At 70.8% G+C, this 21,434-nt stretch carries 22 protein-coding genes; 10 read left to right on the forward strand and 12 right to left on the reverse strand.

The genetic code is table 11. The annotated features are described in order from the left end of the window. The first annotated feature begins 65 nt into the window (after positions 1 to 65). From WME98_RS38455 to WME98_RS38465, 3 genes are all read left to right on the forward strand, one after another. Positions 66 to 395, forward strand: a complete 330-nt coding sequence (locus tag WME98_RS38455) for a carboxypeptidase-like regulatory domain-containing protein (RefSeq protein ID WP_437946698.1) — start codon at positions 66 to 68, stop codon at positions 393 to 395. A 361-nt stretch (positions 396 to 756) separates the two neighbouring features. Next, on the forward strand, positions 757 to 1,152 hold the full coding sequence (locus WME98_RS38460; RefSeq protein WP_437946699.1) for a hypothetical protein: 396 nt from the start codon (positions 757 to 759) through the stop codon (positions 1,150 to 1,152). A gap of 3 nt (positions 1,153 to 1,155) precedes the next feature. Further along, positions 1,156 to 1,680, forward strand: a complete 525-nt coding sequence (locus WME98_RS38465; protein ID WP_437946700.1) for a hypothetical protein — start codon at positions 1,156 to 1,158, stop codon at positions 1,678 to 1,680. A gap of 95 nt (positions 1,681 to 1,775) precedes the next feature. Here the strand turns inward: WME98_RS38465 and WME98_RS38470 are convergent, their stop codons facing one another. Next, a complete protein-coding gene (locus WME98_RS38470; protein WP_437337552.1) occupies positions 1,776 to 2,465 on the reverse strand; it encodes an NUDIX hydrolase in 690 nt (229 codons plus the stop codon). A gap of 280 nt (positions 2,466 to 2,745) precedes the next feature. Between WME98_RS38470 and WME98_RS38475 the strand changes: the two genes are divergently transcribed. Next, positions 2,746 to 3,609, forward strand: a complete 864-nt coding sequence (locus WME98_RS38475; RefSeq protein WP_437946702.1) for an STAS domain-containing protein — start codon at positions 2,746 to 2,748, stop codon at positions 3,607 to 3,609. Between the two features lie 60 nt (positions 3,610 to 3,669). Here the strand turns inward: WME98_RS38475 and WME98_RS38480 are convergent, their stop codons facing one another. Next, complete coding sequence (locus WME98_RS38480; RefSeq protein WP_437946703.1) at positions 3,670 to 5,175, reverse strand: L,D-transpeptidase; 1,506 nt, start codon at positions 5,173 to 5,175, stop codon at positions 3,670 to 3,672. Between the two features lie 204 nt (positions 5,176 to 5,379). Between WME98_RS38480 and WME98_RS38485 the strand changes: the two genes are divergently transcribed. From WME98_RS38485 to WME98_RS38495, 3 genes are read left to right on the forward strand one after another with little or no spacing between them, the layout of a single operon-like run. Beyond that, positions 5,380 to 5,511: a hypothetical protein gene (locus WME98_RS38485; protein WP_257792777.1), complete on the forward strand. Its 132-nt coding sequence runs from the start codon at positions 5,380 to 5,382 to the stop codon at positions 5,509 to 5,511. Positions 5,512 to 5,523: 12 nt separating this feature from the next. Beyond that, on the forward strand, positions 5,524 to 6,066 hold the full coding sequence (locus WME98_RS38490) for an RNA polymerase sigma factor (RefSeq protein ID WP_437337555.1): 543 nt from the start codon (positions 5,524 to 5,526) through the stop codon (positions 6,064 to 6,066). Further along, entirely contained in the window at positions 6,056 to 6,604 is a 549-nt protein-coding gene (locus WME98_RS38495) for a hypothetical protein (RefSeq protein ID WP_437337556.1), read from the forward strand. The genes WME98_RS38490 and WME98_RS38495 overlap by 11 nt, the downstream gene beginning before the upstream one ends. A 24-nt stretch (positions 6,605 to 6,628) precedes the next feature. On the opposite strand, the gene mmsB is transcribed toward WME98_RS38495, so the two are convergent. The 3 genes from mmsB to chvE form a co-directional block, all read right to left on the reverse strand. After that, positions 6,629 to 7,894 (reverse strand): multiple monosaccharide ABC transporter permease, encoded by a 1,266-nt coding sequence (gene mmsB, locus WME98_RS38500; RefSeq protein WP_437946705.1) that lies wholly within the window; start codon positions 7,892 to 7,894, stop codon positions 6,629 to 6,631. A gap of 7 nt (positions 7,895 to 7,901) precedes the next feature. After that, positions 7,902 to 9,434, reverse strand: coding sequence for a multiple monosaccharide ABC transporter ATP-binding protein (gene mmsA / locus WME98_RS38505; protein ID WP_437946707.1), 1,533 nt, complete (start codon positions 9,432 to 9,434; stop codon positions 7,902 to 7,904). A 138-nt stretch (positions 9,435 to 9,572) separates the two neighbouring features. Further along, positions 9,573 to 10,697 carry a multiple monosaccharide ABC transporter substrate-binding protein gene (gene chvE / locus WME98_RS38510; RefSeq protein ID WP_437946709.1) on the reverse strand — a complete coding sequence of 375 codons (1,125 nt, stop codon included), beginning with the start codon at positions 10,695 to 10,697 and terminating at the stop codon, positions 9,573 to 9,575. A 256-nt stretch (positions 10,698 to 10,953) separates the two neighbouring features. On the opposite strand from chvE, the gene WME98_RS38515 reads away from it, so the two are divergent. The 3 genes from WME98_RS38515 to WME98_RS38525 all read left to right on the forward strand — a co-directional run bounded on the left by WME98_RS38515 (position 10,954) and on the right by WME98_RS38525 (position 13,002). Further along, complete coding sequence (locus WME98_RS38515; protein WP_061622771.1) at positions 10,954 to 11,346, forward strand: DUF2809 domain-containing protein; 393 nt, start codon at positions 10,954 to 10,956, stop codon at positions 11,344 to 11,346. A gap of 98 nt (positions 11,347 to 11,444) precedes the next feature. Then, complete coding sequence (locus WME98_RS38520) at positions 11,445 to 11,855, forward strand: GFA family protein (RefSeq protein WP_437946711.1); 411 nt, start codon at positions 11,445 to 11,447, stop codon at positions 11,853 to 11,855. A 28-nt stretch (positions 11,856 to 11,883) separates the two neighbouring features. Continuing rightward, positions 11,884 to 13,002, forward strand: coding sequence for a DUF3089 domain-containing protein (locus WME98_RS38525; protein WP_437946713.1), 1,119 nt, complete (start codon positions 11,884 to 11,886; stop codon positions 13,000 to 13,002). A gap of 56 nt (positions 13,003 to 13,058) precedes the next feature. On the opposite strand, the gene trxA is transcribed toward WME98_RS38525, so the two are convergent. The 7 genes from trxA to WME98_RS38560 form a co-directional block, all read right to left on the reverse strand. Next, positions 13,059 to 13,457: a thioredoxin gene (gene trxA, locus WME98_RS38530; protein ID WP_061622774.1), complete on the reverse strand. Its 399-nt coding sequence runs from the start codon at positions 13,455 to 13,457 to the stop codon at positions 13,059 to 13,061. A 139-nt stretch (positions 13,458 to 13,596) separates the two neighbouring features. Beyond that, positions 13,597 to 14,043 carry a hypothetical protein gene (locus WME98_RS38535; protein ID WP_061622775.1) on the reverse strand — a complete coding sequence of 149 codons (447 nt, stop codon included), beginning with the start codon at positions 14,041 to 14,043 and terminating at the stop codon, positions 13,597 to 13,599. 7 nt (positions 14,044 to 14,050) lie between these two features. Beyond that, on the reverse strand, positions 14,051 to 14,440 hold the full coding sequence (locus WME98_RS38540; RefSeq protein ID WP_437337562.1) for a DUF4150 domain-containing protein: 390 nt from the start codon (positions 14,438 to 14,440) through the stop codon (positions 14,051 to 14,053). Positions 14,441 to 14,452: 12 nt separating this feature from the next. Continuing rightward, positions 14,453 to 15,103, reverse strand: coding sequence for a DUF3540 domain-containing protein (locus WME98_RS38545; protein WP_437337563.1), 651 nt, complete (start codon positions 15,101 to 15,103; stop codon positions 14,453 to 14,455). A 35-nt stretch (positions 15,104 to 15,138) separates the two neighbouring features. After that, on the reverse strand, positions 15,139 to 16,182 hold the full coding sequence (locus WME98_RS38550; protein WP_437946715.1) for a pentapeptide repeat-containing protein: 1,044 nt from the start codon (positions 16,180 to 16,182) through the stop codon (positions 15,139 to 15,141). After that, positions 16,179 to 18,845, reverse strand: coding sequence for a DUF2169 domain-containing protein (locus WME98_RS38555; protein ID WP_437946717.1), 2,667 nt, complete (start codon positions 18,843 to 18,845; stop codon positions 16,179 to 16,181). Before WME98_RS38555 ends, WME98_RS38550 begins: the two co-directional genes overlap by 4 nt. Positions 18,846 to 18,945: 100 nt before the next feature. Then, positions 18,946 to 21,372, reverse strand: coding sequence for a type VI secretion system Vgr family protein (locus tag WME98_RS38560; protein WP_437946719.1), 2,427 nt, complete (start codon positions 21,370 to 21,372; stop codon positions 18,946 to 18,948). Positions 21,373 to 21,434 lie beyond the last annotated feature (62 nt).

Below are 21,434 nucleotides of genomic sequence, written 5' to 3' on the forward strand. Positions count from 1 at the left end.
TCAGTATCATCTCCGGAGGAGTTGTCATGCGTTCTCAAGTGCGGTATGCGTTGCGGAGTGTGTCTATGGCTGTCGTTGCGGCTTCAGGGCTCATCGGGTGCGACCCGGGGATCGATGTCTCTGGCGTCGTGCGTGACGCGGCGGGCAGTCCGATCAGCGGCGCCGAGGTCACGCTGACGTGCCCCGAGGCGGACCTTAACGCCACGACGTCCACCGACGCTTCGGGGCATTTCCAGGTACCCAGGAAGCTCGGCTGCCTGGAGCTCGATTGCAAGGTGTCGATTCGAGCTGCAGATAGCAAGGCGAAGGACTACACGGTCCGCGATCACTGCAAGGACAAGAAATATCAGTGCCGCGCAGGGTGCAATGTCGTCTCTCTGGATGCCGTCCTGTGACGCTTTGCAGTGACGAATGGATGGCGGCGAACCCGTGAGCCTCTCGGCTCGGCGCTGTCGGCGAGCGCCGAGCCGAGGTCCGCGTCCAGGCGTGTCGCCATCGCGCTGCAGCCCTTCCGCTCTTGTCAGGAGCTCATGGGCTACATCGCGGAGCGGCTCCGCCGCGCAGGGCGCGACGGGCTCGTCCAGTAGGCACGGAGCGCCTGAGGCGCTCTCGCCTGCGCTCCACCATGGTAGGGACGGAGCGCAGGCGCGGCCGCGCAAGCCGCTCAGGGCGATTCGAAATTCCTGCCGTGTCTTCGGACGCCATGGTGGCGTCGTTGGAATGGTTGTGTGTTTCTTTTGTGCCAAGAGGTGCTTCATGAAATTCGATAGGATCAAGATCGTAGCAGCCGTCGTCGTGCTCGCGAGCGTCGCCGCGACGGGCAGCGCCATCGCCGGGAACACGTACTACGGCGAGGTCTTCATCGACACGGTGGCGTTGGAGGCGAGCGGGACCGCGTATGCCGCCCGGACCTCGTCGAACTCGGAAGAGAGGATCGACTGCCTGGTGAACGGCTACTCGAGCGGCACCGCCGGCGTGCGCTGCTTCGCCGTTAACGCGGCTGGTGTATTCAAGGAGTGCTCTTCGTTTTCGGCGGGGATCGTGGCCGCGGCTCAGGCAATCTCCGACTACTCCGCCATCTCGTTCAGCTGGAACGCGCAGGGGACCTGCACGTCGCTCAGCGTGCACACCGGGTCGCGCTTCCTGCCCTGAGCCATGCATCCCTGGTTGCGCGATGTTGTTCTGATCGGAGCAGGGGTCGCCGCTGGGACACTCGCGGCGACGCTCTGCTGGGCGCCTGTTCGCGCTGACCTGAGGTCGGTCCGGGGTAGCTTGGGCATCGTCCACCAGCAACTCGAGGGGCTGAATGCACGGTGCGCCGAGAGCTCGCCTGGCAAGACCGATATGGACGCGCTGGCGCGAGGCCTCTCGTCCCGGCTCGCCCAAGCGGCGACCGGGGTGCAGGCCGCCGGGGCGGGCTCCGAGCCTGCCGAGCAGCCGGATCCTCGAGAGGCCCCGGCCGCGCCGGCCGAAGAGGGCGACTGGGAGGTCGTGAGCCAGGCCGAAGGGCTCGTCGCACAGGCGATCTCGACCGGTCGATGGACCGAGGCCATGCGGCACCGTTTTGATAGGCTGCTCGTCGACGCACCCGAGAGCGAGCGGCAGCGCCTGCATGCCGAGGTCGCACAGAAGGTCAACGCCGGTATCCTCGTCCCGGACGGCGCGCGGCTGCCGTATTGAAGATCAGCGCGCGCCGGGGCCTCCGCGCCCCGGCGCGCGCTGGCCGCGCACCCGGCGTCGGCCGGGGAATGTCGCCGGGCGCCGCCCGCCCCGCCTCAGATCTCGAAGCTGAACCCGTCCTTCTCGAGCCGCTCGTACTTCCGCCGGTCGAACCGGTAGAGCCGCGCGGCGCGGTGGGCGACGTCCTGCTCGACCTCGTCGAGCTCCACGAGCAGCCCGGTGCCGAGGACCTTCTTGCGGAAATTGCGCTTGTCGAGCGGGCGCTCGAGGATCTTCTCGTAGAGCCGCTGGAGCTGCGACAGCGTGAACTTCGGCGGCAGGAGCTCGAACCCGATCGGCCGATACCGCACCTTGCCCTTCAGCCGTTCCAGCGCGGTCGAGAAGATCTCCTCGTGATCGAAGGCGAGCGCCGGCGTGTCGTCCACCGAGAACCACGCGGCCTCGCGGGCGTCGGTCGCCGCCTTCACCCGGTGATCCCCGAGCTTGACCAGCGCGTAGTACGCCACCGACACGACGCGCTCGCGCGGGTCGCGCCCGAGCGCGCCGAAGGTGTAGAGCTGCTCCAGGTACACCCCCGAGAGCCCCGTCTCCTCGGCGAGCTCCCGCCGCGCGGCGTCGTCCAGCGGCTCGTCGACGCGCACGAAGCCGCCCGGGAGCGCCCACCGGCCGCGGAACGGCTCGAGCTCCCGCCGGATGAGGAGGACCTTCAGATCCTCCTCATCGAGGCCGAACACGACGCAATCCACCGTCAATGCCGGCCGTGGGTGCTCGTATGCGACGGACATCCGGACCTCCGTGTAACCTGGACACGAAGCTTTGTGTAATCCGGACACCATGTCAACCCGCACCGCGCCGCGTCGCGCCCGGCCTCGCGGCGCGGCGCGGCGCGGCGGCACGGCGACTGCGGGCCTCGATAGCTTCACCGGGACACCGGGACATCGCGTCTGCGAGGGCCAAGCGGCCTCAGCAAGCGGTGCGATGTTTCCCCCGGTGGGTTCACGAAACTTGCCGTCCACCGTCGACAAACGCTCGACGGCCAGCGCGCACGCGGGGTAAAAAACTCTCATGACGGGGGACGAGGCGTCGGTCGCGGCGGGCGCGGAGATCCAGAATGAGCCCGAGGTGGAGCTCGGAGAGGCGGAGCTGCTCCTCCGGGCCGTGCTCGACAATCTCCCGGTCGCCGTGTGCAGGTACGATCGCGAGGGGATCTTCAGGTTCCACGACGGCAAGGGGCTGGAGCTCTCCGGCGGCGTGCGGCCGGGAGAGCTCCTCGGCAAGAGCGTCTACGAGCTCTATGCGGGGGCGCCGGACGGGGTGGAGGCCATACGGCAGGCGATCGAGGGGAAGGGGTCGCACGTCGTCACCGAGGCGCACGGCCTCACCTGGGAGACATGGTACGTCCCCGTGCGCCACGGCGGGGAGCCCGGCGCGGTCAGCATCACCATGGACGCCACCGCGGCGAGGCAGCGCGAGCAGGAGCTCCGGAACAAGCTCGAGCTGATCGAGAAGCAGCAGAGGGTCATCCGCGATCTCTCGACGCCGATCATCGAGGTCTGGGACAAGGTGCTGACCTTGCCCATGGTGGGCGTGGTGGACAGCCTGCGGATCGCCGAGGTGATGGACAACCTGCTGACGGCGATCGTGAACAAGGACGCCCGCTACGCGATCCTCGACCTCACGGGCGTCGACGCGGTCGACACGCGGACGGCCGGGTACATCATCGAGATGATCAAGGCGATCCGGCTGCTGGGCGCGGAGGGGATCGTCACCGGGATCCGGTCGAACGTGGCCCAGACGATGATCGCGCTCGGGCTCGACCTGTCCGGCGTCACGACCGTCGGCAACCTCCGCGCCGGCCTCAAGCTCTGCATGCGGCGCATGGCCGCGGCGGGCGACCCGGGCGCCGCCGGCTGCGTCCCGGTGAAATAGCCGCCTTCGCGGGCGCCCGCGAGGCGCGACGCGGGCGCGCCTCGCGCTCGGCCGCGGCGATCAGCGGTGGATCACGACGCGCGTCGACGCGTCTTTGCGCGTGACCTGGACCGCGTACCACCCCTCCGGCACGGGGGGCTCGGTCCAGTGGAACAGCCACTTGGCGTCGACCGGCGAGAGGTTCACGCAACCGCCGCTCTGCCCGTCGCCCCAGTTGTTGTGCCAGTACGCCGCGTGGAGGAGATACTTGCTGAAGAAGTGCTGGCTCCACGGCACCTCCGCCTCGATCCAGTCGTCCTCGTCGACGTGAGGGGTGATGAGCGTCTTCGTCACCCACTTGCGGTTGATGCGGTACTGGCCGAGCGGGGTCGTGGAGGGCGGCACGAACGGCTCCTCCCGCTCCGGCTCCTCCGCCCCGTTGCGCCCGGCCGAGATGAGCGTGGCGAAGACGGGCCGGTCGTCCTCGTAGGCGATGAGCCAGCCTTCGAGCGCCGCGATCTCGATCCACGTGTTCCTCGGCCCCTCCACCGGCGCCGCGGGCGCCGCGCCGCCGAGCTGGATGCGGCGCCCCCACGGGTTCTTCGCCTTCCGCGGCTTGATCACCACCGCATCTCGCTCGAGCACCCAGTGCCCGTCGTCGCGGGTCTCGAGGTACGTCAGCTTGCCGACCTGCCGCGATTTGCCCGTCAGCCCGACCCGGTCGAGGCGCTCCCACACGGCGTCCGTCTTCGCGAGCTGGTTCTCCTCGGTAAGGCGGTACTTGGGGCGCGGCTTGCGGCGAAAGAACGCGATCGGGAGCCGCTCGTCGGCGCCGAGGTGGACCCCCTCGAAGGTGGCGGGCTCATACGGCTTCACCTTGTCCTTCGGCACGAACGTCAGATCGGAGGCCCAGAGCCACGTCGCCCCGCCGGCCTCGACCTCCTTCGTCCATGCGACCGACGAGCGCGGGCGGACCTGCATGTGCCGCAGGTCGTGCATCCCCTCGGGCCACGCCGGCGCGTCGATGCCCTCGACGTTCAAGAGGCGCTTGAGACCGAGCGACTCGCCGTAGCGGTACGGCACGGGCTGATCGACGAGCGGGGCGTGCTCGCTCAGCGTCTTCAGCAGGGGATCGGCCGCGTCGAGGGTGGCGCGCTCGCCGTCGACACAGACGTACCCGCGGGGCTCCACGGCGTAGAACGCCGGGCAATCGCCGGCGGCCCGGACGGGCTCGGGGCTCTTCAGGCGGACCGAGCCGCCGATCGAGAGATACCCGATCCACTGGGCCTTCGGCCGCGGCGCGGACCGGATCCACACCTCGCGGGTCCTCGCGTACACGCGGGAGGGGACCTCCGGCGCCGCCTCGGCCGCGGCGAGCGGGGCCTCGGCGGCGGGCGCCTTCGGCGGCTCGGGGGTGACGATCGGCCCGGCGGCGCCCGGGTCGGCTGCCGGGCGCTCGCTGGACGGCTCCGCGACCGCGACACCCGCGCGCCCGGCCGGGTCGGCGCCCGAGCCGGCGTCGTGCCGCGACGGCGTGCAAGCGAGGCAGAGCACGCCGACGGCGGCGAACCACGAGCGGCCGGACATAGGCGCGCCACCCTAGCACGCCGAGCCTGCCCGGCGGAATGATCTGCCAATGCCGTGACGGGGGCCGGCGGCGCGCGCACCGGTGAGGTCGCGTCCGGCCGCCGCGATTTTCGATCGCGCGGGTGTCACGCTCGGCCCCGCTCGCGCCTAGAGCCGAGGAAGGCCGGTGAGGACCGCCGGCCGGAGAAGACAAGGAGACCTCCCATGCGTCGTTGGCTCAAGGTGACCCTGTTCGCGGCCGTCCTCGGCATTCCGGCGATGGCCTATGCTGGAACGCAGCTCGCCGGCGGCTGTCCGTGCGCGGATTGCCCGTGCCCGGACTGCCCCTGCGGCTGAGGACCCAGCCTCTTGGAACCGCGCGCGCGATCGCTGCTCAACGCCTCGATGAGGCGCCTCGCCGACGGCGATCGCGCGGCGTTCGACCCTGTCTATGCCGCCCTCTGGCCGGCGATCCGCGCGTTCTGCCGCCGCATGCTCGCGGGCGACGCGGACGCGGAGGACGCGGCGCAGCAGGCGCTCCTCAAGGTGTTCGACCGCGCCAGCTCGTTCGATCCCGAGGCGGACGCGCTCACCTGGGCGCTCGCCATCGCGGCGTGGGAGTGCCGCACGGCGCGGCGGCGGCGGACCCGATCGCGGGAGGCGCCGGACGAGCAACTCCCGTCGCTCGCGGCCGACACGCCCACGCCGGAGGACGCGGCGATCGCCCGGGATCTGGACGACGCGGCGCGCGAGGTGCTCGGCGCGCTGGGCGAGGCGGATCGCGAGACGCTGAGGGCGACGCTGCTGGAGGGCGATCGCGATCCATCGGTCTCGGGCGCGGCGTTCCGCAAGCGCCGCGAGCGCGCATTTGCCCGCCTCCGGGAGGCGTGGAGGAGGATCTATGGAACCTGAGGCGCTCGCCGGCCTGAAGGAGAGGGCCTATCGAGCCTACGAGCGCGGGAGGGCGCGACAGGCGGCCTGGGCGGCGACCCCGACGCTCGCCGTGGCGCTCGTCGCCGCGCTGATGAGCGACCGCCCGCTCACCACCGCGATCATCGGCGCGGCGCTCTACGTCGCCGCGGCGCTGCTCTCGTGGCGGGGGCGCGAGCTCGGGCGGGGCGTGCTCCCGGGCGTCGCGGCGGGGCTCGTGCCCTTCGCGGCGGCGCACGCCGCGCGCGTCTACGGTCACCTCTGCACGCCGGAGGGGTGCGTCTCCATCTGCGTCCCGGCCTGCCTGGCGGGCGGGGTCGCCGCCGGCGTGCTGCTCTCGCGCGCGCTCCGCCGGTCGGACCGGCTCGGGGCCTCCTGGGCCTCGGCGTGCGGCGTCGCCGCGCTGACGGGCGCCCTCGGCTGCGCCTGCGTCGGCTTCGGCGGCGTGGTCGCCCTCGCGGCGGGGCTGCTCACCGGCACGGCGCCGCTCGCGCTCCGCCCCGCGCGCGGCGGCGCGTGACGGGGCGAAGCGGGGCGCGGGCGGTCAGCGGGTCGCCCCGGCGCGTCGCTTCGACCACACGTCGAAGGCCACCGCGGCGAGCAGCACCAGGCCCTTGACGAGCATCACCCGCTCGGACGGAGAGCCGATCAGCGACATGCCGTTGTTGATCACGCCCATCATCAGACCACCGGTGATCGCGCCGGCCACCTTGCCGACGCCGCCCTGCACGGCGGCGCCTCCGATGAAGGCCGCGGCGATCGCGTCCAGCTCGAAGTTGATCCCCGCGGTCGGGCCCGCCTGGTTCAGCCGGCCGGCGAAGATGATCCCCGCGACCGCGGCGAGCACGCCCATGTTCACGAAGATCCAGAAGGTGACCCAACTGACCTTGATCCCGGACAGCATCGCGGCGTGCACGTTGCCGCCCACCGCGTAGATGTGGCGGCCGAAGATCGTCCGGTTGGTCATCAGCGTGTAGCCCAGCGCCAGGGCGGTCAGCAGGATCAGCACCCACGGCAGGTTCTTGAACCGGGCCAGCTGCACGAGGACGAACAGCACCACGGCCGACGCGGCGGCGAGCTTCGCGACGAACACCGGCAGCGCATCGACCTGCTGCCTGTAGCGGAGCCGGGCGGCCCGGGCGCGCCACTGGGTGGCCACGATGCCGGCCACGCCGGCGGCCCCGACGAGCAGCGTGACCACGTCGACCCCGCCGAGCGCCCCGAGGCGAACGTTGCCCAGGTATCCCTCGGTGAAGCCGTTGGCCAGCGTGCGCACCTCGTCCGGGAACGGGCCGATGCCCTGGTTGCCCAGGATCGTGAGGGTCACGGCCCGGAACAGGAGCATGCCGGCGAGCGTGACGATGAACGCCGGGATGCGGAAGTAGGCGACCCAGAAGCCCTGCCAGGCGCCGATCAGGGCGCCCACGACGACGGTGATGCCGGCCGCCAGCGGCCAGGGCACGTGGTTTTCGACCATCAGCACGGCCGCGACCGCGCCGGTCGCCGCCACGACCGAGCCTGCCGACAGGTCGACGTGACCGGCGATGATGATCAAGATCATCCCGATGGCCAGAATCAGGATGTACGAGTTCTGGACCATGATGTTCGAGATGTTCTGGGGCGCCAGCAGCTGACCGCCGGTCAGGCCCGTGAACAGCGCGACGATCAGCGCGAAAGCGACGTAGATGCCGCTCTGCCGCAGGTTGATCGAGAACCGGTGGCTCAGCGGCCGCTCGGGAGGTGACTGCATGTCGGCGGGCAGGGCCTTGGTGGTGGGGGCCGTGCTGCCGGTGGGCGCGACGCTGGCCATCTCGCCGCTACTCCTTTGCCTTGGTCATGTATTGCATCAGCCGTTCCGGTGTGGCGTCGGCGCGGGCGAGCTGACCGGTGATCCGTCCGGCCGACATGGCGTAGATCCGGTCGCAGATGCCGAGCAGCTCGGGCAGCTCCGACGAGATGACCAGGATCGCCTTGCCCTGGTCGGCGAGCGCGTTGATGAACGTGTAGATCTCGTATTTGGCGCCGACGTCGATGCCGCGGGTGGGCTCGTCCAGGATCAGCACGTCGGGGTCCGCGAACATCCACTTGGCGAGGACGACCTTCTGCTGGTTGCCGCCGCTCAGCGTGCCTGTGACCGTGAGCACGCTGGGGGCCTTGATGTTCAGCCGCCTCCGGTACTCGTCGGCGACACGGTACTCCTCGTTGTCGTCGACCCAGCCCAGCTCGGCGAGCTTCCGCAGGGCGGCCGCCGAGACGTTGCGCTTGATGTCCTCGATCAGGTTCAGGCCATAGGCCTTCCGGTCCTCGGTCGCGTACGCGATGCCCTGGTCGATCGCGTCGCTCACCGTTCGCAGGCGGATCTCGCGGCCGTCCTTGAACATGCGCCCGCCGGCGCGGACGCCGTAGCTGCCCCCGAACACGCTCATCGCCAGCTCGGTGCGGCCCGCCCCCATCAGGCCGGCCAGCCCGACGATCTCGCCGGCGCGCAGCGTGAGGCTCGCGCCCGACACCACCACCCGCCCGTGCCGGATCGGGTCGTGCACGGTCCAGTCCTCGATCCGCAGCACCTCGGGGCCGATCTTCGGCTCGTGCGGCGGGAAGCGGTGCTCCAGATCCCGGCCGACCATGCCGGCGATGATCCGGTCCTCGGTCACCTGACCGCTCTTCATGTCCAGCGTCTCGACCGTCCGCCCGTCGCGCAGGATCGTCGTCGAATCGGCGATGGCCTCGATCTCGTTCAGCTTGTGGGAGATGATCACGCAGGTGATGCCGTCGTCGCGCAGCCCCCGGATCAGGTCGAGCAGATGCGCGGAGTCGTCGTCGTTGAGGGCGGCGGTCGGCTCGTCGAGGATGAGCAGCCGGACGCGCTTCGACAGCGCCTTGGCGATCTCGACCAGCTGCTGCTTGCCCACGCCGATGTCCATCACGGGGGTCACCGGGTTCTCCGGCAGCCCGACCCGGGCGAGGAGGGCTTCGGCCTCTGCGTTGGTGCGGTTCCAGTCGATCAGCCCACGGTGGACCCGCTCGTTGCCGAGGAAGATGTTCTCGGCGATGGACAGGTGGGGGCTCAGCGCGAACTCCTGGTGGATGATCACGATGCCGCGCTTCTCGCTGTCCCGCACGCTGGAGAACTTGCAGAGCTCGCCGCTGAAGTAGATCTCACCCGCGTACGAGCCGTGCGGGTAGACGCCCGAGAGCACCTTCATCAGGGTGGACTTGCCGGCGCCGTTCTCGCCGCAGATCGCGTGGATCTCGCCGCGGCGCACCGACAGGCTGACGTCCTGCAACGCCTTGACACCCGGGAACGTCTTGGTGATTCCGTGCATCTCGAGGATCGCGTCGTCGGCCATCCCGGTCTGCCTCCTTGAGGGGGTCGCACGCGAGCCGGGCGGCGCCGGCCCGGCCGGCGGTCCCAGGCGGCGCGCCGGCCGGCGTCGCGCGGCGCGATCGCCGCCGGCCGGCCCCGCGCGGCCGGCGCCGCGGCGCGGCTACTTGAGCTCGTCCTCCTTGTAGTAACCGCTGTCGACCAGCACCTTCTTGTAGTTGCTCTTGTACACGATGATCGGCTCGAGCAGGTACGACGGCACGACCTTCTTGCCGTTGTCGTAGTCCTTGGTGTTGTTCACCTCGGGCTTGCCGGCCTTGAGCACGGCGTCGGCCATCTTCACGGTGACCTCCGCCAGCTGGCGAGTGTCCTTGAAGATGGTGGCGAACTGCTCGCCGGCGATGATCGACTTGACCGACGCCTTCTCGGCGTCCTGCCCGGTGACGATCGGGTACTTCTGGCCGCCGGCGCCGTAGCCGTTGCTCTTCAGCGCCGACAGGATGCCGATGGACAGCCCGTCGTAGGGCGACAGCACGCCGTCGACCTTCGCGCCGCCGGTGTACGTCGCGGTGAGCAGATCCTCCATGCGCTTCTGCGCGGTCGCCGGGTCCCACCGGAGGATGGCCACGGTCTTGAAGTCCTTCTGACCGCTCTTGACGACGAGCGTGCCCTTGTCGATGTAGGGCTTGAGCGTGTCCATGGCCCCGTTGAAGAAGAAGGTCGCGTTGTTGTCGTCGGGCGAGCCGGCGAACAGCTCGATGTTGAACGGACCCTGGGCGGCGCCGTCGGAGCCGTCCTCCTTCTTCAGCCCGAGGCCCACGAGGAGCGAAGTGGCCTGCTGCACGCCCACCTTGTAGTTGTCGAAGGTGGCGTAGTAGTCGACGTTCGGCGAGTTGCGGATGAGCCGGTCGTACGCGATGACCGGGATCTTCTTGTCCGCCGCCTGCTGAAGCTGCGTGGTGATCGCCGTGCCGTCGATGGAGGCGACGATGAGCAGCTTGGCGTCCTTGGTGATCTGGGTCTCGATCTGGTTGACCTGAGTCGGGATGTCGTTCTCCGCGTACTGCAGGTGGACCTGATAGCCCAGCTTCTCCAGCGCCGCCTTGACGTTGTTGCCGTCGGAGATCCACCGCTCCGACGATTTGGTCGGCATGCTGACGCCGACGAGGGGGCCCGCCTTGGAGCCGGAACCACCCTTGTCGGCCGTCTTCTCGCTGGAGTCGCAGGCGCCCATTCCCGCGGCCAGGGCCATGGCCACCGCGGCGGCGGCAAACCTCGCAAGCTTCATCGTCGCTCCTGCTGCAAACGGTGCAGATCCGAGCCGGTCGAACCGGCCAGTGAGGTAAGGAACTCGGCCCATGGCCCGCGTCTCGCCGGACATCGCGCGAGCTTCCGCGTCGGTGAGGCATCGTCCCGTCACGACCGTGGCGAAGCAAAGATGCCCTTGAGGACCGCATTGTGAGCGTTCACATTTTGCTTGTCAATTCCAAACGGCCGGTCGCCGGAAGCTGCACTGGCGGAGAGGCTGCGGTTAGGCTCGTCTCATGCCGGAAGCCGCCCGCAAGCGCCTCGCGCTGGCCCTCCTCATCGTCGCCGTCGTTCCCGTCGGCCTGGCCGCGCGCTTCCACGGCGGTCCGGTCTGGCTGCGCAACAGCGCGGGCGCCGTGCTCTATGAGGTCGTGTGGATCGCCGCGGCGCAGCTCGTGTGGATCTCCGCCCGCACCCACCGGCTTGCGCTCGCGGTCTTCGCCGCGACGTGCGCGATCGAGCTGCTCCAGCTGAGCGAGCTGCCCTGGCTGTGGGCCGCGCGCAGCACCACCCCGGGGCGGCTCCTGCTCGGCGCGAACGGGGGATTCGATCCCGCCGACCTCGCGCTGTACGCCGTCGGCTCCGCCCTCGGTCTCGCGCTCTGCCGGCCGCTCCGGGTCGCTGCGTGACGCGCCGCCGCGCCGCTGCGCCGCTGCGCCGGTTGCGCGGTGCGCCGGCCGGGGCCAGGCTGGCGAGCGCGAGTTCCAGGAGCAAGGAGGCGACGTCCATGACCGAGGCTCACCACACCGGCGGCTGTCTGTGCGGCGCGATCCGCTACCGCGCCCAGGGCGCGCCGGCGAGCGTCAACGTTTGCTACTGCAGCCAGTGCCGGCGCCAGACCGGCGCGCCGATGCCGTCGTTCGCCACCTATCCCGACGAGCAGTTCGAGCTGCTCTCGGGCGCCCCCGCGACGTACCGGTCGTCCAGCTTCGCCATCCGCCAGTTCTGCGCGACCTGCGGCTCATCGCTCTTCTGGCGCCGCGACGGGGCCCGGGAGCTCGACATCTTCCTCGGCACGATGGACCGGCCGGGCGACCTGCCGCCGCCGTCGTTCCAGCTCTGGACCGTGCACCGCGTGCCCTGGCTGCCCGCCATCCCCGGGGCCACCGACTACCGCGGCGCCAAGACCACCACGTAGTCTAGATGCACCGAGGCGAGGTATTCCCATGAAGAGATCGGTGAGGATCGCGCTCCGGGTCGCGCTGGGCGTCGTCGCCTGCGGGGCGATCGCGGCGCTGAACGTCGGCGCGCTGACTCGAAGCGCGTTGACGCCGGGGGCTCCCTTCGACGCGGCGGCGCTGCCGCCCGCGCCGGACTACGCGGATCCGCGGAGCTGGAGCGCGCTCCCGGAGCGCGACGACGCCGGCGACGCGGCGCCCCCCTCCGCGCCGGCGGTCGACCAGCGCCGGGCCGCCGCCGACGTCTTCTATGTCCACTCGACCTCTTACGTGGGCCGCTCCTGGAACGCCGACACGAACGACACAGCCGTCAACGACGCCACCGACCGGGGCGCGACAGGGATCCAGGCGACGGCGTTCAACGGCTGCTGCGCGGTGTACGCGCCCCGGTACCGGCAGGCGAACGGCATGGCGTTCACGCGATCCTCCGCCGACGGGGACCGCGCGATCGACGTGGCCTACGGCGATGTCCGGCGGGCGTTCGACGCCTTCAACGCGCGGCGCGGCGCCGGCCGCCCGTTCCTCCTCGCCGCCCACAGCCAGGGGACCGTCATGGCCGAGCGGCTGCTGCGCGAGGCCATCTCCGGCACCGCGCTCCGGGACCAGCTCGTGGCGGCCTACCTCATCGGCGGCGCGGTCACCGTCGACGGGCTGCGCGAGCGCGCGCCCGACGTTCCGCCATGCCAGGCGGCCGACGACGTCCGCTGCGCCGTCGCGTGGAACGCGCGCGGGGCGGCGTACGTGCCGACCGACTTCGAGATGCACCGGCCGGACCCGCGGGAACGGCTCTGCACCAACCCGCTGTCATGGCGAACGGACGGGGCCCGCGCGCCCGCGGACCTGAACCCTGGCACGGTGTTCCTCGAGAGCGACGACAAGGCGCCGCGCGCGGGGCTCGCGGGGGACGCCCAGTGCGTGGACGGCACGCTCATCGTGCACGACGTCGGCGCCACGCCCCGGGACCTGCCGAGCCGCATCCTCGATCGCGTGCTCGGCGAGGAGAACTACCACGCGATCGAGTTCCAGCTCTTCTTCATGAACCTCCGGGAGAACGCCGCGTCGCGGCTGGCCGCGTTCCTCGCGGCGTCGGCGCGCCAGTCCCGGTAGGAGGACGCTGGCGCCCCCGCCGGCGCGCCCGGCGCTCCCTCGCGGCCGCCTGTCCCTCAAGGCCCTTCGGCGGCCTCGCCTCCCTCGGCGCCCTTCGCCTCCTCCTCGGCGATCTTCGCGCGCACCTCGTCCATGTCGAGCGAGCGCACCTTCTCGATCACCTGATCGAGCGCCGACGCGGGCAAGGAGCCCGCCTCCGCGAACAGGAGGACCTTCTCGCGGAAGATGAACAGCGTCGGGATCGAGCGGATGCCGAACGCCTGGGCCAGCTCCTGCTGCTCGTCGGTGTTGATCTTCCCGAACACGATGTCCGTGTGCTTCTCGGACGCCTTCTCGAAGACGGGACCGAAGACCCGGCAGGGGCCGCACCAGGGCGCCCACCAGTCGATGAGGACGATGTCGTTCGACTCGACCGTCTGCTCGAAGTTCGCCGCGCTGAGCTCTTGGGTACTCATCCGCGGAGCATAGCCCTGAAACCCACCCCTGTCGCTGAGCGGCCGGCCCTCGACTCCGCGCCTCCGCTCCCGCGCCGAGCTCTGCCCTCCGCCGTCTCCCGCGGACTCCGTTCCTGCTGACTCCGCTGCTCCGCCCCGCTCAGGGCGCGTTGCAGACCATGATCTGCTCGATCGCCTCGACGAGGAGCTGCTCGACGCGGTCCGGCCCTATGTCCGCGGCGCGAGCGAACCGCTCCAGATCGAACGGCGTGGGGTTGACCTCGAGGTAGGCGAGGATCTGGAGCGGATAGCCGGTCCAGCGGATGACGCAGAAGCCGACCACGTTGCGGCTCGCCTTGGCCTCGCGCAGGCCGAGGGCGAGCTCGATGCTCGGCGTGTCGTGCCCCTCGTCGAGCACGATGCGCGGCGCGTGGCCCGCTCTCCTCAGCTCGGCGGCGAACTCCTCCATCTGGGGGCGGAGCACGCGCTCGCGCAAGTCTTCGAATTCACGGAGGAAATCGGCCTCCGCGGGGGCGCGCGCAGCCTCGATGCGCCGCGCGTAGCGGGCCGTGAGGCGCTCGATGCGGAGCCGGTTGTGCTCTTTCATCGGCGGCCTACGGGGCGAGGAGCAGCACCTTGACCTGGCTCGGGACGAGGCTGACCCCGACCGCGTTGACGGAGTTCTGCGTCGTGATGCTCGTCATCCGCGTGGCGGGCGCGCTGCCCACGAGCACGGTGAACGCCGCGGTGACGTGCCGCGAGGGGCCCATCACCGTGTGCGAGACCAGGCCCATCTCCAGGCCGGCGTTGTCGCCGTTCGTGAGCGGCACCTGCGTCGTCAAGTTGTGCGCCGGCGTGCACATGAACAGCACGTTGTAGGCCGCCGGCACCCCCATCGGCTGCGCCGACAGGTTGGGGTAGGGCACCGGCAGGTGCGCCGGCGGCGTCAAGCACACGTCCGGCCCGCCCAGGGCCAGGCCCCCCATCTGCGTGTTCGCGAACATCGGTGCCTCCTGTCAGCCGAGGTGGATCTGCCCACCGTCGATCTTGGTCAGCTCGCCGCTCGAGACGAGCGTCGCCTGCGCCTTGATGTTGACCGCGGCCTTCGCCGTGACCTCGTAGTACTGCGCCCGCACCTGCTCCGACTCGGCGATGAACCGGTACGCCCGATCGAGCCGCTGCACCCAGCGCTCCGCGATCGACTCGACCGACCGCGCGACCGTCTTCACGCGATCCACCTGCGCGACCAGCCGCTCGCCCACGTACGTCATCGCCCCGACGGCGAGCGACCCCTCGCTCGCGGCGACGCGCACCTTGCCCGCGGCCACCGACGCCTCGGCCGGCGTGACGAGGCGCACGCCCTCGCCCGCGGCGACCGTGACGCGCCCGCCCGGGGCGCTCACCTCCAGATCCCCCTCGGCCACGAGCCGCGTCGGCGCGTCGCCCTCGCGGTCGAGCACCGCGAGCACGTGGCACCCGGCGTCGTGCAGCGCGACGAGCACCCGGTCGCCGAGCGCCGGCTCGACGAGGCAGCTCACCGCCCGCTTCGCGGCGTAGTCGCCCGACCCGACGCGCACCTGGAACGACCGGTCCACGGCGCCGATGACCGTACCGACCTCCTGGATCGCGAAGGTCTCCACCCTTTGTCTCGCCAGATTGTCTCGCATGGTCTCGTTCTCCTGCTGTCGGGAGGGGCATCCCCTCAGGGCGTCCAGCGCTCGGCTTCGAGCAGATCCGGGTCGTCTCCGAGCGCGGCGGACCGGCTCGTGAAGGTCGCGCCCGCGTCGCGGGCCTGGTGGAAGCGCGCGCGGAAGAGCTTCGCGTGCGAGAGATCCGCCTTCTCGATGCTCGCGTGCGAGAGGTCGGCGTAGGTCAGGTCCGCGCCGCGGAAGCTCGCCAGCGGGCAGGCCGCCCGGTGGAAGATGGCCTGGTAGAGGTCGGCGCCGGCGAGGTTCGCCGCCTCGAGGTCGGCCTCCGAGAAGATCGCCTGCCGCGCCTTGAGGCCGGCGGCGGAGACCCCGGCGAGCCGCGCGCCGAAGAAGAGGCCGCGCTCGGCGTCGGCGCCGTCGAGCTTCGCCGCGGTGAGGTCCGCGCCCTTGAAGCCCGCCTGGACGAGGCGGGCGCCGCGCAGGTCGCACCCGGCGAGGTCGGCGTCGGTGAGCTGCGCCAGGGTCAGGTCCATGCCCGACAGATCCTGCCCGCGGAGGCGGGCGCCGACCAGCACCGCGAGGTGCATCGTCGCGCCGCGCAGGCTCGCGGTCGACAGGTCCGCCTTGAGCAGGCAGGCCTGCTTGAGCCTCGCCCCGTCGAGCGCGAGGCGCGCGGCCTCGGTCTCCACGAGCGAGAACCGGTCCAGGTCGGCCTCGCGGAAGCTCGCCTCGTCGGCGCGCCCCTTGATCATGCTGCCGATCGTGAGGTTCGCGCGGTCGAAGCTCGCCCGCGACGCGTCGCACTCGGCGAAGCTCGCCGAGACGAGGTCGGCCTCGTCGAGGCGCGCGTGGAGCAGCGCGCACCCGCTCCACACCGCGTGGCGGGCCCGCGCGCCGGACAGGTCGGCGCCCGAGAGATCGCACCCGTTGAACATGGACTCGCTGATCTTCGCGCCCCTCAGCCGGGCGCCGCGGAACGTCGCCTTCTCGAACACGACGCCCGACAGGTCGAGCCCGGACAGGTCGAGCCCGGACAGGTCCTCCCCGGCGATGACCTCGCCCTCGTCCACCTTCGCGAGCAGCTCGTCGCGGGTCACTTGCCCTGCCCCGTGAACACGACGTGCTTGATGTGCGCGTCGGAGAAGGAGGTCCGCGGATCGCCCTTCGCGTCGAGCAGATTGGCGCGGAACAGGTTTGTGTTCTCGAAGCGGGCGCCGGGCACCTTCGCCTTCTGCAGCATGGCGTCCATGAGGTTCGCGCCCGTCAGATCCGCCTCGGCGAGGTCCGACCGCATGAACCGCGCGCCCTTGCCCGAGATCTGCGCGAGGCGCGCCTTGCGGAGGTTCGCCTCGCTGAAATCCGCGCCGTCCGCCGAGGCGCCCTCGAAGATCGCGCCCTCCAGGTCGACCCCGCGGAGGTTCGCCCGCGCGAGCTCGGCCCCGGAGAAGTCCGCGCCGGGCAGCGCGGAGGCGGAGACCACGCGCAGCGCCGTGGCCTTCGCCTTCCGGAACGAGGCCTTCTCGCCCTTGAACTCGACGAGGGCCGCGTCCTCGAGGTCGGCCTCGCCGAAGTCCGCGCCCGCCCCCGCGCACTGGAAGAACGTCGCCTTGCGCAGGCTCGCGCCGGCGAAGCGCGCGCCCGTGAGGTCGAGCTGGAAGAAGAGGACGTCGTCCGCGGCGGCGCCGCTGAAGTCCGCGCCTCGCACGCGGGCCTCGAGGAAATCGGCCCCGGCGAGGTCGGCCCCCGAGAGCCGCGCCTCCTCGAGCCACGCCTTGTGGAGCACCGCGCCGCGGAGGTCGACCCCCTCGAAGCTCGCGCGCGCGGCGCGCGCCTCGCCGAGGTTCGCCCCGCGCAGCGTCGCCTTCCCGAGCCGCGCGCCCTCGAGCCTCGCGCGCGTGAGCACCGCGCCCGTCAGATCGGCCCCGCCGAGATCGCACCCCGACAGATCCGCGCCCTCGAGGAGCGCCTCGCGCAGATCGGCGCCGGCGAGGCCGAGCCCGTGGAGGTCGGCGCCCGTCAGATCGCGCCGCGCGAGCGACTCGCCGGCGGCGAGCGCCCGCTCCACCTCGGCGCGCAGATCGGATTTCTTCGGTTCCTCCGCGGGCTCGGTCGGCGGGTACAGGTGCGCGAAGGCGCGGTACGCGCCCAGGACCCTCTCCTCGGTCCTGCGGAGGCTCGCGGCGAACTCCGGATCCGCGAGCTTCGCCTCGAGGTCATCCATCGGCGCGCCCGCCTTGCGCCCCGCCTCGGCGAGCTCGCGCAGGCGGGCGAGCTCCTCGTCGGCGCTGAACCTCGACGGGCCGCCCCCCTCGCGCTTGCTCTTCGCGACCACCTTGTCGAAGTCGAGCCCCTGCTCGGCGCAGAGCTTCCGCGCCTCGTCCTCGGCGTCCCTGCGCTGCGCGTCGGCCTGCTTCTGGAGCTCCGCGGCCTCGAGATCCATCCGCGCGGCGAGCTCCGCCAGCTCGTCGGGCTTCGGGTCCTCCGTGCGCTTGATCTCCCGCGGGAGCTTCTCGTCCGGGTTCATCCCGAGCATGCGCAGGGTGAGGCGCGCCTGATCGAGCTCGCGCTGCGCCCGCGTGAACGACCGCTGCTCCAGGGCCCGCTCGCGGCGGATGAGCTCGTCCATGTCGCTGATCGCCTCGTCCGGGAACGACGGGGCGTCGGGCTCGGCCTCGGGCAGCAGCTCCTTGTCGTTCAGGGCGTGGAGGTGCCCCTTGTCCTTGTCGAGCCGCCTCGCCACCACGGCGCGGTAGTGCTCGACGGGCTTCGGCGCGTCCGCCCGCTCCAGGCCGGCGATCAGCAGGCGCACGTCGTCGGCGTCGTCCTCGGCCACCTGGACGACCCCGCGGAAGATCGCGACGCCGCGCTCCAGGTCGGGGAAGAGGATCACCGTCTCCAGGCGCGTCGCGACCTCCCGGAGGCCCTCCTCGCCGTCCGCGTCCTCGGCGCCCCGCTGGCGCACGAAGCACCGGGCGCGGAGCGTCGGCGCGCGGGTCCAGAGCTGCGGCCGCGTCGGGTGGAGGTGCTTGAGGCTGATCGGCTCTCCTCCCTGGAAGTAGTCCGGCAGCCGCTGGTCCTCCGGGGCCACCTGGAAGTACTCGGGGTCGAGATCCCGGGCGTAGCCGGGGAAATCGTGCTGCAGCCACTCGGCGCCGTACGTGCCGAGCTTGGCGATCCGCGAGGCGAGCGTGGGATCGAGCGCGCCGAAGCACGCGGGCGGCGGCCTGTCGCCGGGCGACTTGAGGAGGTGCCGCGGGTCCTCGAGGTGGGGCAGGTAATGCACCCTGGCCCCCTCTTCCTCGATCGCCCCGAGCCCCGTTCCCTTCGGGTTCAGCGGGTAGTCCGGGCCGCCGAACGCATGCTCCCAGACGAGCGGCATCTCGGTGATCGGCTCCGGCTCGGTCGGCGCGCCGTGGTGCCACCGCCGCTTGCCGACGACGGCGATCGTCTTGTCGACGAGCGGCTTGTCGGCCGGGCCGACCGTCAGGCCCGCGGCGAAGGCCGGCCGGGGCTCCCCCCCGGGAGAGAACGCCTTGCCGAAGACGAGGACCTCGCCGCGCGGCTTGGGCATGCCTTCGTCGAGGAGACCGTCCTTGCCGAGCGCGGGCGTCACCCGCTGCCACATCGAGGCCTCGGGCAGCGGCACCTCCGGGGCGTCGAGCGGAAAGAACATCAGGAGCCCGACGCTCAGATGATGGCTGCGCCGGATCGTGAGCACCCGCTGCAGGACGGAGAGGCGAAGAGGCTTGATGACGCGCATGGATCTCGAAGTGGATGTTGTGCCCGGAGCGCCTGGCGAGGGCCCGGCGCGGGCGAGCGCCGGCGGGAGGCGGGCGAGCGCGGCGCAGCTCGCCCGAGCGTCAGGTGACGATGAAGATGCCGCTCTTCTTGATCTCGGCCGCGACGTTCTTCAGCTTGAAGTTCTCGTTCTCGATGGTGACCGTATCGGCCTTGAAGATGGCGTTCTGGATGACGAGCTCCGGACCGTTCTTGATGGTCGCCGTGGGCCCCAGCTTGAGGTCCAGCGTGCCTGCGAGGTTCATCGACGACTTGAACCCAGCGACGACCTCCGCGGTGGCGCTGAGCGACAGCGACAGCTTGGTTCCGAAGGTGAACTCGTAGGCCTGCGTCAGCTTGACGTCGGTGGACGCCCCCTCGGTGATCGTCTTGAAGGAGCCGATCTTGTGGTCGTACGTGCTGCCGTTGGTGACGCTCTCGGCGTCGCTGTGCTTGTACTCCTTCGTCGATCCGTGCGTGTGCGACTCGAACGTGCCCATCTTGACGTCGCGCCCGTTCCCCATGGTGATCGACGCGGCGCTCCCGAGGACGATGGCGCGGACGCTCCCGATCGTGGTGAGGTTGTAGTTGCCGAACCTCGTCGTGTTGTGGTTGCCCGAGATGGTCTCGTTCTTGTCGCCCTTCGCCTCGATGTTGTAGTGGCCCTGGGCGAAGACGTTCACGTCGGCGGCCAGGGACTTCACGTGGACGCTGCCGGCCTCGGAGATGAACGTCGCGTCCCCCTTGGCCTTGTCGGTGAGGGTGCCGGCGACGGCCTGCGTCGTGATGTCGCCCGCGGTGGCCGTCGTCGTGATGTCGCCCGTGGTCGCCGTCGTCGTGATGTTGCCTGACGCGGCGGTCGTCGTGATGTTGCTCGTCACGATGCTGGTCCAGCTGGCGCCGACCAGGAAGTCCATGTTCACCCCGCTGTCGAGCAGGATGTTGCCGTCCGTCTTGCCGATGAGCTCGTGCCCGTCGTTGGGCGACCCCATGCGCATGTACGTGTTCGAGTACGGCGTCGAGAGCGTGATGCGCTGCGCCCCGGCCTGGTCCTCCAGCTCGAGGCGGTTCCGGCCGCCGGTCTGGACGACGTTCTTCGTGTGGTTGCCGCTCGTGACCGGGCTCGGCGTGAGCACGTTGGGCACCACGCCGGAGATCACCGGCCGATCCGGGTCGCCGCCGAGGAAGCTCAGCACGACCTCGGTCCCCCGGCGCAGCGGGAAGTGGAACCCTTCGACGCCGCCGCCGTGCGGCTGCATCATGCGCACGTACGTGGAGCCGCTGCCGTCGCGCGGGCTCGCCTCGTCGAACTTGAACTTGACGAGGTAGCGCCCGTGGTCGTCGATCTGCGCGTACTCGCTCGCCGCGGAGCCGTCGACCGTGCCGTTCTCGTAACCGTAGATGCGCGGCCACGGCGTCCGCGACTCCGCCCGGAACTGCGTCGACGCCGGGATGGCCGCGATCTCGACGAAATAGACCTCCTCGTGCGTGAGCCCGGTGAGCTCCTCGAAGTCGCTGTGCCCCGCGGACTGGTTGCCGTGGTGGCGCAGCTCGACCGCGAGGTACTTCGTGTTGAACCGCGCGCGGGGGTGGTCCTCGAGCTCGAACGTGTACCCCGAGCGCAGGTGGAGCCGCGAGCCGGTGGCCTGATAGACCGCCTCGCGAGCGAGGTATTCCTCCGCGCGCAGCTGGGCCAGCCGCTTGCCGGCGTCGGCGCTGAAGAAGCGCTCGCCGTAGAGGCTGATCTCGCCGGTGCCGTACTGGGACACCGGCGCCGCCCCCGCGAGGGGGAAGTGCGGCCGGACATAGTCGTAGTCCTTGAGCTTCACCCGCGACGGCAGCGCCCCGTGCTGGCAGGAGAAGGTGCGGAACGAGGCCGAGGCGCTGCGGTCCTCGCCGGTCTGCGGGTGGTAGCGGACCGGCGCGCCGAGCGGCCCTGCGGGGTAGCTCTTGTCGTCGCAGAGGACGAGCTTCTCGCCGTCCTCGGTGTGCTCGAAATAGTAAAAGATGCCTTCCCGCTCCATCCAGCGCGAGACGAAGTCGAAGTCGCTCTCGCGGTACTGGCAGATGTGCTCCTCGGTCTCGTAGCTGCCGAGGTTGAGCTCGACGTCGCTGCCCGTGATGCCGTTCTCCTCGAGGACGAGCTTGATCACCTCGGGCACGGTCTTCTTCGTGAAGATGCGGCTGTGCTTCGACAGGGTGAGCCCCCAGAGCCGCGGCACGAGCACCGCCCGCAGGAGCGCGCGGCCGCCGAACTCGTGCACGAGGTCGACGCCGGCGAGCACGCCGGTGAACACGTAGGGCGGATTCGTGTCGTCCTGGCGGTCGATCGCGAGCCGGGCCTTGGCCCCGACCATCTCGGCGAAGTCCGTGTCGTCCTCGCCCTCGCTCGGGATCGACAGGAAGATCTCGAACCGATAGGGGCGCGAGATCGCCTCCACGCCGCGAAAGCCGACGACGCGCGTCGGGCCTTGCAGGATGCTCGAGGAGAACGTGATGAGGTCGCTCATGGTCGTGTCTCTTCCAGGGTGCGAGGAGGTGAATGCTCCGCCTTCGTTCCCGAGGGATCGCG

This window comes from Sorangium sp. So ce296 (genome assembly GCF_051529605.1).
In the GTDB taxonomy this organism is placed as follows: domain Bacteria; phylum Myxococcota_A; class Polyangia; order Polyangiales; family Polyangiaceae; genus Sorangium; species Sorangium cellulosum_D.